Below are 13,368 nucleotides of genomic sequence, written 5' to 3' on the forward strand. Positions count from 1 at the left end.
GATTTTTAAAAATCCCCCGGCCCCATTTAATTATCGGTTAATTACCCTGCAAAAAATCCATTAATCGAATCAATGATTTCTCCTGTCTCTTTGACTGGTTTTGTAATAAGGCTTACTACTACAAATATGATCAGTGCCGCACCGAGCCCCCAGACTCCCGCCATAACCCCAAATGGATCAGGGATCACGAAGGTGGTAAAAAGCATAATCGCTTCACCGATACAGATGCTGCTGACCGCCGCGGCAGGTGTCGATCTCTTCCAGTAAACGCCTCCCAGCATAGCTGGTGCCAGCGCTGCCACACCGCCATTTGCCAGCGCAAGGATGTCACTGATCAATCCCGGCCGCATCAATGCCACGATCACGGATAAAAAGCCAAAGATCAGTGTTCCCAATCTTGCCACTCTATACTGCTGGTATTCCGTCGCCTCTTTATTAACGTAGGTTTTATAAACATCCGTAGATACCATGGTGCTGACCGCATGAAGCTGGGAATCTCCCGTAGACATAGAGGCGGCCAGCGCCCCGGATATTACAAGCGCCGCAAATACGATAGGCGTGTACTTTAGAAGCATTTCTGGAAAAACGGTATCCGGTGACGCCAGATCCGGCATAAGCAGATTGCCGATCATCCCTACCGCCGGTGTAAATATATAGATAGACGTCAGATAAATAGACGAAAATACGGAAGACCATTTTAAGACCTTCAAGGATTTCCCTGAGAAAAACCGAAGCGTCACATGCGGGAACATCATCATTCCGATAGTCACTACCAACCATCTGGAAATCCAGTCTGTCGGTGTTACAACTCCTTGGGGGCCGGGCAATGTCAAAAGTTCTGGCACCGCCTGATGGATTGCCTCATAAGCTCCGCTGATGCTTCCGTAATTCTGGGTCACAATGATGTACGAACCGATCACCATCCCGATCCACATGAAAACTCCCTGTGCCGCATCCGTGATAGCCACACCTTTCATTCCACCCATCCAGACCAAGATGATCATAATCGCAAAAAACATGATCGTTCCAAACGCATAACTCAGCTTTCCACCACTGATCACTTCGAAAATATAACCGGAACCTATGGCCTGCATTGCTACATAAGGAACTGTAAAAACCAGCGCGATTACTGTGACTAAAAGGCCGATAGTCTTATTCTGGTATACATCGCTGATATACTGGGACATAGAGATATAACCTCTGGTCTTTCCAAGATACCAAAACCGCCTTCCAATAACCCAAAACATTACGCCCGGAAATACGGTCCAGATTCCATTGACCCACCAGCCGATGCCATTATTATATACAAAACCGCTGGCTCCTAGAAATGCATAAGAGCTGTGGTAGGTTGCGCTAAACGTCAAAGTTAGTACAAAAACGCCAAGAGAACTTCCTGCCGTGGCAAAATCTTTGATGTTTTTCTTATCTTGTCTGGAAGCGTAGAATGCAATCCCAAGTAAAGATAAAGTATAAATCCCAAGAATGATCAATCCTACATTACTCATTGTCATCCCCCCTTACATCGTCATAATCCTTTTTCCATGCTTTAATCTTTAAAACTCCTACAAGGAACGCCACGATCGCCACCGCATACCAAACATCAAGCCATACCAGGAGCGTTGGCCATCCCAGGACAAAAGGATTGGTTTCCGCAAAATCACTGATCTGATTTACAATTGGAGGATTGACCATAATCAGCACAAGAACAAAGATTCCATATACGATTTTTTCACCCTTTGATAATTTCATACCTTCTCTCCTTCCTTATTTTTTCTCTTAGTTATCTATCAGTCTTCCTGCATTTTTTGAATTACACAGACTAATCGTTCTACTAGATGCTCGTGATATTTTTTTCCTTTCTCAGCATCCGACTTAGTCGGTTCTCCCGTTGTTCCTCCTGCGATCTGAGCGTTTTTCTCTGCGTGTGCGTATGTACTTGGAACGTAACATAAGGTATCATGCATAAACGCTGGATCTACAGAATACAACTCCTGACTTTTGATCGGATTGTCCTTTGCCAGTTCCAGGTGGACCAACTCCGGATATCGGTACATCATGTGAGAAGTCTCCACCTCTTCCGCGTGTCCGACCTCTCCAAATCCAAGTTCGCCCACAATATCTTTAGACATATAGGCCGGGTCGAAAATTTTAACAGTAGCCCCTATTTCCCGCTGGATCTTCTCGGCTGCCATCTGCATCCAGATCACATTTACGATCCGGTGTCCATTAATCATTATGATCTTGTCAAATCCATGCTGTTTTAAGGAAGCGGCAATATCATAAACCAGTCCCATCAAGATTTCCGGGCGAATGGTGATTGTTCCCGGAAGAACCATATGATGCGGACTCCATCCAAACCATACCGGCGGGACGATCACTGCTTTTGTCTCATTTGCCGCATCTTCTGCCAGCGTGATCGCCACATAGCTGTCTGTACCAAGAGGCATGTGATATCCATGCTGCTCAATGCTTCCAATTGGAAGTATCGCAACGCCCTTGCTTTCTTCCGCTAATCTTCCTGCTTCTTTCCAACATTTTTCCTGTAGCCATTGACTCATACTAAGCACCTCCAAATTTTCTGTTATTTCGTCTGTTTTTTATAAATTTACCAAATTCTCTCCCCAAAAAATGTGCTCTGCAACACAAAAATTGTGCATTTCACACCTTCCTTCAACTATTGAAAACCTTTATTTTTCATACTATAATGATAAAAATTGTGCAATTTTTCAGGAGGTGTCTCATGAAATCTTATCGTCAAAAAAATCTAGAAGCCTTTTCCAGTCTTGGTATCCAAAAAGATTTTCCCTCCAAAACTATTTTAGAAGTCAGCGGAAGGCCAAAATCTTATGTTTATCTTCTTCTGCATGGACATGTCCGACAGTATTTTATCGCTCCAGAAGGAACGGAAAAAACCCTTCTTCTGCTGTCACGAGGCGATCTTTTTGGTGAGATCACCTGCTTGCAGCAGGATCATGACCAAGTATTTACCCAGGCCCTGTCTTCTGTATCTGTCTGTCAGATTCCTGTCAAAGATTTTATCGCCCTTCTTCAAAATGACAGTTCTATTTCTTATGCGGTCAACCAAATGCTGTCTTATAAATTTCGGATTCTTATGGCGCAATTACAGGATTCTTCCTTCTGTGATGCCGGGGAACGTCTGAAAAATCTCCTTTTGCGCCTGTCTGCCCAGCAGGGGAGGAAGACCGAATATGGCATCCAGATTCCCTGCCGCTATACGCATGAAGAGCTGGCCGGAATGATCTCCTCCACCAGAAGTACCGTATCGAGAAAAATGAAATTTCTGCGGGAAGAAGGATTCCTTACCATTCGCGGGCGTTATCTTTACATCCATCCGCCTGCAGAAGATTAAAAAGAGCCAGGGATTTTTTAATCCCCGGCCCCGATTAAAAAAGCCCTGTCCCCTTTTGATCTATCCTCCAATTTTCCTTAATTCTTCCAAGGTTGCGTCCAGATTCTTTTTGTGCCAATTTTTCCCAAACTGGCCGCCCAGGTAAGAGGAACTCCGCAGGTCGCTCAATCCCTTCTGCTGAGTGGACAGCCTGATCACGCTGTCTTGTGTTTCTATCGTCAAATAATCATTGAGACCCTTTTTTTCTATTTTTATCCCCTTTATCTGGGCAAAGGGAATCGACAGTGCCACTTCCTTTTTCAATCCCCAGGTCATTTTTCCAAAGGGTACTAGAACCACCTCTTCCCTGCAGATCTGCAAAACATAAAATTCTGTTCCAACGCTTAAAAATTTGGCGATTGCGTCACTTAAATCCTCCGGCGCATAGGATACAATGATGCTGCGGTTTTCCAGCGGCTCGTATCCTGCTTCCTTAAGGATCTCCCATACCTTGGTTTCTTTTGCCATTTTTCTATCCTCCATGTGTCCTGATGTTTTGAATCAGCGGAAACCTTAGCAGCTTTCCATGATTCCATATCTTCTCACATCAGCCAGACCTTTGGAGGCGTTCTGCCGAAACGGCCGCTTTCGTGCTTAAATGGAAATCTTCGTTTCCATCACTTGGAGCAGAACTTTTTTCTTATTACGAGAAAAATAGCAAGTCTTTCCATCGGGAAACAGAATCTTCCTTTCCTTCATATCCAATCCCTTGATCTGCCGGGTATTTACCAAATAGGCCCGATGGACCCGAAGGAATTGTCTCCCCAACGTCTGTTCCAGTTCCTGGATACTTCCGGTAAAATCTATACTTTCTGTCAAGGTCCGTAGAATGATCCTGTGACTTTTGTCCCCGGTTTCAAAATATAGGATTTCTTCCATGGGCACATGACGCACGGTATCCATGAATCTTACTGTAAAATAGGGTCTGTCTTCTTCCTGCTCCTGTTTCATCCGCTCTGCCGATACCTGCAGGCATCTGCGGACATCTTGAAACATTTCTTCTTGATTTTCTTTCACAATATAATCCAACGCTTCTACCTTATACCGAAAAGTTTCAAAAGCCAGTTCCCGGTAGGCTGTCACATAGATCAAAAATCCTCTGGAATCTATAGCCCGCAGAGCCTGTCCCAAAGTAAAACCTGTATATTCCTGGTCTTTCAGATCCACATCTAAAAAATAAATTCCTCTTTTTCCACTCTCTCCCACAACAGCAAGCAACTCCCTTGGGCTGCCTGTATCCATCACAACTTTCATATCATAACCGGAAATCAAGATCTCCCTCTCCAGTTTCTCGCGAATCATTCTACGAATTTTAGGATCATCGTCACAAAGATATATTGGAACCATTTCTTTCCCCTTTCCATCTGCCGATCACCAGTTCCTGCTCAAACCACCCTTCCGCTTGACTCGTTCTCCACCACATCATATCATAAGATTCAACAATACGCCGGAGACTGGCAAGTCCCGTTCCATGTCCCTCGCCTTTTGTAGAATATCCCTCTTTCCCCAGCAAAGGCAGAGGCACCGCTTCCCGCACGGGGTTTTTCACCAATATGCTGACACTTTCTTGACTTTCGTAAAACAATACAGCTACCTCCGGCGAAATCTTCCCTTGTCCTTTTTTATTTTTTTGAAATACTTCTGTCTCTTCCATTGCGTTATCCAGCAAAATCCCTACTGCCCGGCACAAATCCCGAACAGGGATTCCCACATCTGTCACCGGTTGTTCCGCCTCCAGCCGCACAGGTATTTCTCTCTCCTGCATTTGGGCAATCTTCATCGCCAGCAACCCCTTTAGTTCTGGAATATGGATGTTTCCAAGCTGAGAGATCTGAAATATCTTCTTCCCGATCCGCCCTTCAAAATCTCCGGTCAGTTCAGAAATAAACTCCTGCACGGCCCGCAGATTTCCTTCATCTGCCTGAACAATCGCTCCTGCCATCATATTTTTAAAATCATGGCGGAAGATCCGCACATCCTTCTGTACATGCTCCAACGTCTGGATATAAAATTCCTGCTGGCTTAAATTTAGATTCTGTTCTTCAATCTTTCTCTTTTGCATCTCGCATCGAAAGGTATGATTGACCACTCCATACAAAAGCAGCAGGAACAATAGCGAGATAACAGGGTTGGAGTTATTCAGGACCAGCCGTTCATTGGCCAGTTCTATGGTCAGGGATTTTACCGCCGGAAGCATGAGAAACATAAGCTTCCAGTATCGCATCTTTGTATTGGTAGACAAAAAATTATTATATTCTTCGCAAAGGTCATTTCGCCGGATAAACCAGGCGGCAAAAAAAGCCGGCAGAAGAAGTACAACACTTTCCGCCGCCATATAGATCGCCAAATCTTTGGGCACACTTAGGTCATAGTTTCCTGTCAGGAATAAACCTTCCAGATCCTGGAAGATCCCATACAGAAACACCACTGCCGCACTGGTCACAAACCCATTGATCCAGCCAGTCTGATAAAAGCCTTTTAATACTAAGCCAAAGCAGGCCGCTTCCAGATAGGTTTCTGCCAGCCAGACTCCAAAATTCCCGTAAAGATCCAGGACAAAAAACAAGCTTGCCGGAATGATCAGCAGTAAAATGTAAGGAATCCACAAAAGAACTGCCTTCTTCCAGTCCGCCTTCTGATCCAGCAAAGCTCCCGCAAGCAAGATACAGATCAGATACTCCACAGTAGCAAGAGGAATATTTAAGAAAAATGTAGTCGCAAACGTATACTCCATTTTTTGCTCCTTTATGTCATCTGCCATCAATTTTATTTATCACAGACTATTTTTTAGATATTGGACTTTCCCTCTGTTTCCCACTATAATTAAGAATGGTCCACCGGATTGGGATATACCGTCTCCACCGCCTCGATGAAGCGCTTTACCGCCGTCCCCACCGGATTGTACTGATTCCACACCAGGTAAATGTAGACTTTCTGGAACTCCAGCACCGGAATCTCCCGGTACTGGCCGCTCTCCGGAAGGGTTCCACGGAACAGAAGCGTCCCCGCCGTACGGTTCTCGATCAACTGCCGGATCACCGCGATCTGGTTAGTGGTCAAGATCACATTCGGCGAAACCCCATTCTGAGTGCAGATCTTCAGACTGTTTGTTGTCAGGAAGGAATCCTCAGAAAATAATACCAGCGGGATCTCACAGAAGTCCTTTACGGAGACCATTTCTTTCCCGGCCAGAGGATGGTCTTTTGGAAGATAGAGACAGATTCTTGTGACTCCCACTTGATAATGGCCAAATGCGGAAGAAACCGGAGAATCGGAAGAAAGCAGCGCCACATCCAGCTTTCCATCCAGGATCTTCTGGCGGTTCGCAATACTTCCCTCTTCCACAACATTGACCTTGATCTGCGGATACTGGCGGTGAAATTCCTGGATCATAGGAGGAAAGAACAGCGCTGCGCTGGCCGGAGGAAGGCCGAACCGGATCACCTGGTCCGCTTTCCCAAGGAACTTCATGCGGCTGACAAAAGTATCGGTCTGTTCCAGCAGAAGCTCCGCCTCGTTCAGGAATTGGCGGCCCTCGTCCGTCAGGATCAGACCCTTATTCTGACGGTGGAATAAGGTAAGGCCGAATTCCTGTTCCAGTTCCCGGATCACATGGGTCAGACCTGGCTGGGAAATATGGAGTTCCTCAGCGGCTCTGGTCAGATTGTTATATTTGCATACCGTCTGGAAATATTTTAATTGATAGAATTTCATACCTTTCCCCTTTCCGCCAGGTCATGTTAAAATAGAAACTGCCTTTTCACTTTATGATACCAGGAAGGAATCAAAAATGAAACAATTATTACATTATTTAAAACCCCATCGATTCATCACCCTCATGGCTCCTCTTTTTAAAATGCTGGAAGCCACGTTTGAGCTTTTCGTCCCCTTAGTAGTGGCCCAGATGATCGATGTTGGAATTGTCCAAAACAACATCCCCTATCTTTGGAAAATGGGCGGACTTCTCATACTTCTTGGCGTTGTAGGGTTCTCGTTTGCCCTGACCGCCCAGTATTTCGCGGCCAAATCTTCTGTATATACAGCCGCCTCCATACGCAGCGACTTATTTGCCCATATCAGCACATTTTCTTATCAGGAGATCGATGCCATCGGCACCTCCACCCTCATCAACCGGACTACCAATGACGTCAATCAGGTGCAGAATGGATTAAACATGTTCCTCCGTCTGTTTCTGCGTTCTCCTTTTGTCGTCTTCGGCGCAATGATCATGGCTTTTACCGTAGACGTAAGAGCGGCTGTTCCCTTTGCGGTCGTTATCCCCGCCCTTTTGATCGTGGTATTCGCCATCCTTCTCGTTAGTATGCCTCTCTATCGGAACGTGCAGAAGCAGCTTGACAGAGTGCTTCTTAGCACCAGGGAGAATCTCCTGGGTATTCGGGTTGTCCGGGCCTTTGGCAAACAGCAGGAAGAGATGGACCGTTTTGGCCAGGAGACAGACGAATTATACCAGAAACAGCTTTTTGTCGGGAAGATCTCCGCGCTTTTGAATCCTTTGACCTATGTGCTCATCAACCTTGGGATCATCGCCGTCCTTTACTTTGGCGGACGGCAGGTAGACACCGGCAGTCTTACCCAGGGCCAGGTCATTGCTCTTATCAACTATATGTCCCAGATCCTGACAGAGCTTGTGAAGCTGGCCAATCTCATCATTCTTTTGTCCAGATCTCTTGCCAGCCTTGGCAGGATCAACGCCATTTTCGAGATACAGCCGTCTATTTCGGATACAGGGGAATCTCTTTCCAGCGCGGCTTCCGCCTCTTCTGTTCCGGCTGTCTCCTTTGAAAATGTGGGATTTACTTATGCCGGTTCCAGACACGAAACACTCCATGGCATCAGTTTTACCGCCATGCCCGGCGATACCATCGGCATCATCGGAGGCACCGGTTCGGGGAAAACAACCTTGGCCAATCTGATCCCCCGGTTTTATGACTGCACTTCCGGGACGATCCGCCTGTTTGGCCGGGACGTAAAGACGCTGCGGCCTTCTTCCATCCGGGAACAGATTGGCGTTGTTCCCCAGAAAGCCACGGTCTTCTCCGGCTCTCTGCGCAAAAATATGCAGTGGGGACGGCCGGATGCCACCGATGAAGAGATCTACCAGGCTCTTGCCGCCGCCCAGGCAAAAGAATTTGTAGACAGTAAGAAAAAAGGGCTGGACCTTATGATCCAGCAGGGCGGAAGCAACCTGTCCGGCGGACAGAAACAGCGGCTCACCATTGCCAGAGCCTTGGTCGGCCGTCCCCAGATCCTGATCCTGGACGACAGCGCTTCCGCTCTGGATTTCGCCACTGACGCCAGGCTTCGCAAAGCCATTCAAGAAAGTACAGAACAGATGACGGTATTCATCATCTCCCAGCGGGTCTCCGCCATCCGCGGCGCAGACCATATCCTGGTCATGGATGATGGAGTTCCCGTTGGATACGGCACTCACAAAGAGCTGCTGGAGTCCTGCCATGTTTACCAGGAAATCTGCGCATCTCAGTCTGCCGGAAAGGAGGTCCTCTCACATGGGTAAAAAAATTACAGAAAAAAACCGGCAGACCCTAAAACGGATCTTCCGGTATATACGGCCTTATCGACTTCTTGTGGTACTCTCCCTGCTGCTGTCACTCCTTACAGTAGGGCTGACCCTCTATATCCCTATCCTGACGGGACGGGGCGTAGACGCTGTCGCGGGAAAAGAGCAGGTGGATTTTGCCAGCTTACTGGCTGTCATAGGCGGCATCCTGGTCTCCATTTCCATAACTGCCGCGGCCCAATGGGTCATGAACCACATCAACAACAAGATCACCTACCGCATCGTCCGGGATCTCAGAATCCAGGCTTTCAACCATTTGCAGGAACTTCCTCTGTCTTATGTGGACCGCCATCCTTCTGGGGATCTGATCAGCCGGATCGTTACGGATATTGACCAGTTTTCTGACGGTCTCCTGCTTGGATTTACTCAGGTTTTCACCGGAGTGGCTACCATCTTGGGCACTATCCTCTTTATGCTGAGCATCAACCCCTGGACCACCCTGATCGTTGTTGCCCTAAGCCCCCTCTCCTTCGTGGTGGCCAGCTTTATTTCCAAGAAATCTTTTGCCATGTTTAAGAAACAATCTGAAACCCGCGGAGAACTGACTGGATTTACCAATGAGATGTTAGGAGGGCTGAAAGTCGTGCAGGCCTTTGACCACCAAACGGACGCCTGCCGGGAATTTGACGAGATCAATCAAAGGCTGGCACAGTACTCGTTAAAGGCTACCTTTTTTTCCTCTATCACCAATCCCACTACCCGGTTTATGTATTCGGCTATCTACGCCGGCGTAGCCATTGTTGGAAGCTTTGCCGCCATTTCCGGGGCGCTGACGGTTGGACAGCTTTCCAGTTTTCTAAGCTATACCAACCAATATACCAAGCCTTTCAACGACATCACCAGCGTACTGACAGAATTCCAGAATTCCATTGCTTCCGCGGCCAGGGTCTTTGAGCTTCTGGATGAACCTTCCGCGCCCAGAGAACCCTCCGATGCCATCATACTGACGGAACCAGAGGGACAGATCCTCCTGGAACATGTGGACTTCTCTTATTCGCCGGAGGTTCCTCTCATCCAGGATCTGAATCTGTCGGTCAAGCCTGGACAGCGCATTGCCATTGTAGGGCCTACCGGCTGTGGAAAGACCACTCTTATCAATCTGCTGATGCGATTCTATGACGTTCAAAATGGTTCCATCCAGGTAGACGGACATGATATCCGGCAGATCACCCGCCAGTCTCTGCGCACCAGCTATGGCATGGTGCTTCAGGAAACCTGGCTGCGCTCCGCTTCTATCCGGGACAATATCGCCTACGGCCGTCCGGATGCCGCGGAAGAAGAAGTCATCGCCGCGGCGAAAAAGGCTCATGCCCACAGTTTTATCATGCGTATGCCAAAAGGGTATGACACCCTCATCACAGAAGGAGGGGGCAACCTGTCCCAAGGCCAGAAACAGCTTCTTTGCATCGCCCGCATCATGCTGTGCCTGCCGCCCATGCTGATCCTGGACGAGGCTACTTCCTCCATCGACACCATGACGGAAATCCGCATCCAGCGTGCCTTCGAGACACTCATGCAGGGGCGTACCAGCTTCGTAGTTGCCCACCGCCTCTCCACCGTCCAGACAGCAGACTTGATTCTGGTCATGAACCAGGGGCATATCATCGAGCAGGGCACCCATGAAGAACTGCTGGCTAAGAAAGGCTTTTATTATGATCTCTATAACAGCCAGTTCGCGGTGGAAGGCTGATGTTTCCATGTTCTCCAATGATCTTTTCCATCCAGATCATGTGATACCAACGGCCAAATTTATAGCCGCAGTTATGGAACTCTCCCACTTGTTCAAATCCCAGATGGCGGTGGAACTGGGCGCTGTTTTTCGTAAGGTATTCATCCTCCTTTGATGGATACCCGATGCAGGCGTATAAGTTTCGGATTCCCATTTCTTTCAATGCCGCTTCCAGCGCTTCATATACCTTTCTTCCCAGCCCCTGTTTTCTCGCGTCACGGGCGATATACACCGTTGTCTCCGCCGACCAGGCATAAGCGGCCCGCCCAATGAACGCTCCCCCGTAGGCATATCCCTGGATCTCTCCATCCTCCAAGATGCAGAGATAGGGATAGCTTTCCAATATGTTTCTGATCCTGTTTTGAAACTCTTCCAGGGAAGGGACCTCATATTCAAAGGTAATAGCCGTATGCTCCACATAATAAGCGTAAATCTCCAAAAGTCTTTTGGCGTCTCTAAGTTCAGCCGTCCTGATCTCTATCTTTCCCATATCTTCTTTCATCCTATAAGAGCGCTGCTTGCCCGTTTTCTACAAATATCGCCTGCTCGTCATTGATGACCTTTAATTCCATCCGGTTCCCGTACTTCTCAATGATCTCCTGCGCCGCCGTTCCCATTTCCGGGTGGTCAAGATGGGGCACCACATAGAAATCCACCAGGTTCAAACCGGAGTAATCTGTCAGATCAGGCGCCTTCCAAGGCTCATCCATCTGGGCGCAGTATCCAATATCCGGCGCCGCCGCCACGGCCCCTGCCGACTCACCGATATATAATTTGCCCTTCTCTACTTCCCGGACCAGGATCCTATCCGCCCCGGACCGCTTTAATTCCTGGAGTAAAAAGAAGGTATTGCCTCCGCCGACAAAGATCAAGTCATTCCTTGTCAGACTGGCTTGGATCTGCTCCAAAGGAGCTTTTGAAATTTCCAGCTCTTCCACCTTCAGCCCCAGTTCTTCCAGCATCCGGGTCTGCGCTTCTGTCATTTCTTTCATACATTCTTCCCAGCCCTCCGTTCCGGCCGCTTCCGCGATAGCCGCCGTCGGAATGTATATAACGGTCTTTCCCGCCAGTTCCGGTTCTGCTTTCTTCAACAGATCCGTCACATTGCAAAGCATAGACACCAATAAGATTTTCTTCATAGAGACTGATTCCTCCCTTAGATGGATCTTCCCAGATCGTATGCTCCCTGAAGCTCTGGCTTTCCTTCAATATCGCCTATATCCATATTCCCTCCCGCAAGGACATGACCCAGATTCTTCCAGCGCAGATGCTCCATCAGGTGATCGTAATAGAGCACCACGTCTTCAAATCCATTGCCCTCGGCAGCCATGAGAAGCGCGCAGGCTCTTCCATTGCCTCTCAGGAGATTCCCGTCACCCTCTTCCAGGGCAAATAACCGGTCTATGGCAGTTCTGAGCTGTCCGCTCATATTCCAGTAATACAGCGGAGTAGCCAGTACGATCACATCACTTTCCTTTACCGCCGGATAGATTTTCGCCATATCGTCCTTCTGGACACAGGGACATTCCCGGCTGCTGTGCCCGCCAAAACATCCCTTGCAGCCATGGATCTCCATACCGTCCAGGAAAAACTCTGTCACTGTATTGCCCGCGCTTTGCGCTCCTTCTGTAAATGCTTTGACCAAAGCTGAAGTATTGCCTTTCTTACGGGGACTTCCGTTTAAAACTACGATTTTCTTACTCATCTTTTGATTCCTCCTGACAAAGATTTTGACTTTTTCTTCTGCTGATACTATAATCTTAACAAGAATAATATTAAAAACAAGTACGCACATTAAAGTGAGGTACTTACATTAAGGTTTAATACTTACCAAAAGGAGAGTATACTATGGGAAAGCGATGCATATCTAAAGAAAGCCTGGATACAACCGGTTTCAGCTATACCCTGTCATTGATCAACGGGAAATACAAAATGACCATCCTCTATACCTTAATGGAATTTGGGGTGGTCCGTTTTAACGAAATGAAGAAATATATAGGAGGAATTTCTTATAAAACACTTAGTTCCACCTTAAAGGAACTGGAAGCGGACCAGCTTGTCCACCGGGAAGAATATCCCCAGATTCCTCCCAAAGTGGAATACAGTCTGACCCAGCGGGGCAAGTCTCTTATCCCGATTCTGGACGGGATGTGCGAGTGGGGAGACAAAAACCGCTTATGATTTCTTTTCGTCTTCCTCCAGAAGACCGTAGATCTGATAGAGGACTTTCCCAAAGTTAAAGATACCGCATCAATCCCACGCTGACTTTTGCTCAACTGATACAGCCGGAGGGCTGGATAACAAGAAAAGGCGGTATGCGCCCCGTGGAGGGGGGGTAGCGTACCGCCTTTTCTTGTGGGGGTTTCCAAAGGGGGCAACGCCCCCATTTGGCACACGACTTTGCAAAGCAAAGTGTAGTGTGTTATACGCTCTGTCGGCGTTGCCGTGAAAATGTCGTTGCCGCCGGGGAGGGCAAGGGCATTTGAAGTGGCAGGAAAACAGGGCTGTGCTTGCGTGGCGTGGAGCCGCAAGCGCAGGTCTGGTTTCATCGGCAGACAGGGCGTATATGAAAGCCCCGTCCCTCGTCCTACGCTCCAACTTGTGGACAAAGTGTCCCGAAGTTGTGACCAC

The 13,368-nt window shown here is 47.9% G+C and carries 14 protein-coding genes; 4 read left to right on the forward strand and 10 right to left on the reverse strand.

The window, feature by feature from the left end; translation table 11 throughout:
• Window positions 1-41: 41 nt before the first annotated feature.
• From FND36_11750 to FND36_11760, 3 genes are read right to left on the reverse strand one after another with little or no spacing between them, the layout of a single operon-like run.
• Window positions 42-1,505 (reverse strand): sodium:solute symporter family protein, encoded by a 1,464-nt coding sequence (locus FND36_11750; protein QDW74649.1) that lies wholly within the window; start codon window positions 1,503-1,505, stop codon window positions 42-44.
• On the reverse strand, window positions 1,498-1,749 hold the full coding sequence (locus FND36_11755) for a hypothetical protein (GenBank protein QDW74650.1): 252 nt from the start codon (window positions 1,747-1,749) through the stop codon (window positions 1,498-1,500). The genes FND36_11750 and FND36_11755 overlap by 8 nt, the downstream gene beginning before the upstream one ends.
• A gap of 38 nt (window positions 1,750-1,787) precedes the next feature.
• A complete protein-coding gene (locus tag FND36_11760; GenBank protein QDW74651.1) occupies window positions 1,788-2,558 on the reverse strand; it encodes a creatininase family protein in 771 nt (256 codons plus the stop codon).
• 146 nt (window positions 2,559-2,704) lie between these two features.
• Between FND36_11760 and FND36_11765 the strand changes: the two genes are divergently transcribed.
• A complete protein-coding gene (locus tag FND36_11765; protein QDW74652.1) occupies window positions 2,705-3,370 on the forward strand; it encodes a Crp/Fnr family transcriptional regulator in 666 nt (221 codons plus the stop codon).
• Between the two features lie 60 nt (window positions 3,371-3,430).
• Here the strand turns inward: FND36_11765 and FND36_11770 are convergent, their stop codons facing one another.
• The 4 genes from FND36_11770 to FND36_11785 all read right to left on the reverse strand — a co-directional run bounded on the left by FND36_11770 (window position 3,431) and on the right by FND36_11785 (window position 7,123).
• The gene (locus tag FND36_11770; protein QDW74653.1) at window positions 3,431-3,877 is read right to left on the reverse strand and encodes a hypothetical protein; all 447 of its coding nucleotides are present in this window, start codon (window positions 3,875-3,877) and stop codon (window positions 3,431-3,433) included.
• Between the two features lie 126 nt (window positions 3,878-4,003).
• Window positions 4,004-4,756, reverse strand: coding sequence for a response regulator transcription factor (locus FND36_11775; GenBank protein ID QDW74654.1), 753 nt, complete (start codon window positions 4,754-4,756; stop codon window positions 4,004-4,006).
• On the reverse strand, window positions 4,734-6,170 hold the full coding sequence (locus FND36_11780; GenBank protein ID QDW74655.1) for a GHKL domain-containing protein: 1,437 nt from the start codon (window positions 6,168-6,170) through the stop codon (window positions 4,734-4,736). Before FND36_11780 ends, FND36_11775 begins: the two co-directional genes overlap by 23 nt.
• Window positions 6,171-6,232: 62 nt before the next feature.
• The gene (locus FND36_11785; protein ID QDW74656.1) at window positions 6,233-7,123 is read right to left on the reverse strand and encodes a LysR family transcriptional regulator; all 891 of its coding nucleotides are present in this window, start codon (window positions 7,121-7,123) and stop codon (window positions 6,233-6,235) included.
• A gap of 76 nt (window positions 7,124-7,199) precedes the next feature.
• Here FND36_11785 and FND36_11790 point away from each other — a divergent pair, with 76 nt between their 5' ends.
• Both FND36_11790 and FND36_11795 read left to right on the forward strand, forming a co-directional pair.
• Window positions 7,200-8,945 carry an ABC transporter ATP-binding protein gene (locus FND36_11790; GenBank protein QDW74657.1) on the forward strand — a complete coding sequence of 582 codons (1,746 nt, stop codon included), beginning with the start codon at window positions 7,200-7,202 and terminating at the stop codon, window positions 8,943-8,945.
• On the forward strand, window positions 8,938-10,698 hold the full coding sequence (locus tag FND36_11795) for an ABC transporter ATP-binding protein (GenBank protein ID QDW74658.1): 1,761 nt from the start codon (window positions 8,938-8,940) through the stop codon (window positions 10,696-10,698). Before FND36_11790 ends, FND36_11795 begins: the two co-directional genes overlap by 8 nt.
• Here FND36_11795 and FND36_11800 read toward each other — a convergent pair.
• The 3 genes from FND36_11800 to FND36_11810 are packed head-to-tail and all read right to left on the reverse strand — an operon-like array spanning window position 10,643 to window position 12,442.
• Complete coding sequence (locus FND36_11800) at window positions 10,643-11,227, reverse strand: GNAT family N-acetyltransferase (GenBank protein QDW74659.1); 585 nt, start codon at window positions 11,225-11,227, stop codon at window positions 10,643-10,645. The genes FND36_11795 and FND36_11800 overlap by 56 nt on opposite strands.
• 13 nt (window positions 11,228-11,240) lie before the next feature.
• Window positions 11,241-11,876: a peptidase gene (locus FND36_11805; protein ID QDW74660.1), complete on the reverse strand. Its 636-nt coding sequence runs from the start codon at window positions 11,874-11,876 to the stop codon at window positions 11,241-11,243.
• Window positions 11,877-11,893: 17 nt separating this feature from the next.
• The gene (locus FND36_11810; protein ID QDW74661.1) at window positions 11,894-12,442 is read right to left on the reverse strand and encodes a flavodoxin family protein; all 549 of its coding nucleotides are present in this window, start codon (window positions 12,440-12,442) and stop codon (window positions 11,894-11,896) included.
• Between the two features lie 143 nt (window positions 12,443-12,585).
• On the opposite strand from FND36_11810, the gene FND36_11815 reads away from it, so the two are divergent.
• Window positions 12,586-12,918: a helix-turn-helix transcriptional regulator gene (locus FND36_11815; GenBank protein QDW74662.1), complete on the forward strand. Its 333-nt coding sequence runs from the start codon at window positions 12,586-12,588 to the stop codon at window positions 12,916-12,918.
• Window positions 12,919-13,368: the final 450 nt, after the last annotated feature.

Source organism: Lachnospiraceae bacterium KGMB03038 (assembly GCA_007361935.1).
Taxonomy (GTDB): Bacteria; Bacillota; Clostridia; order Lachnospirales; family Lachnospiraceae; genus Massilistercora.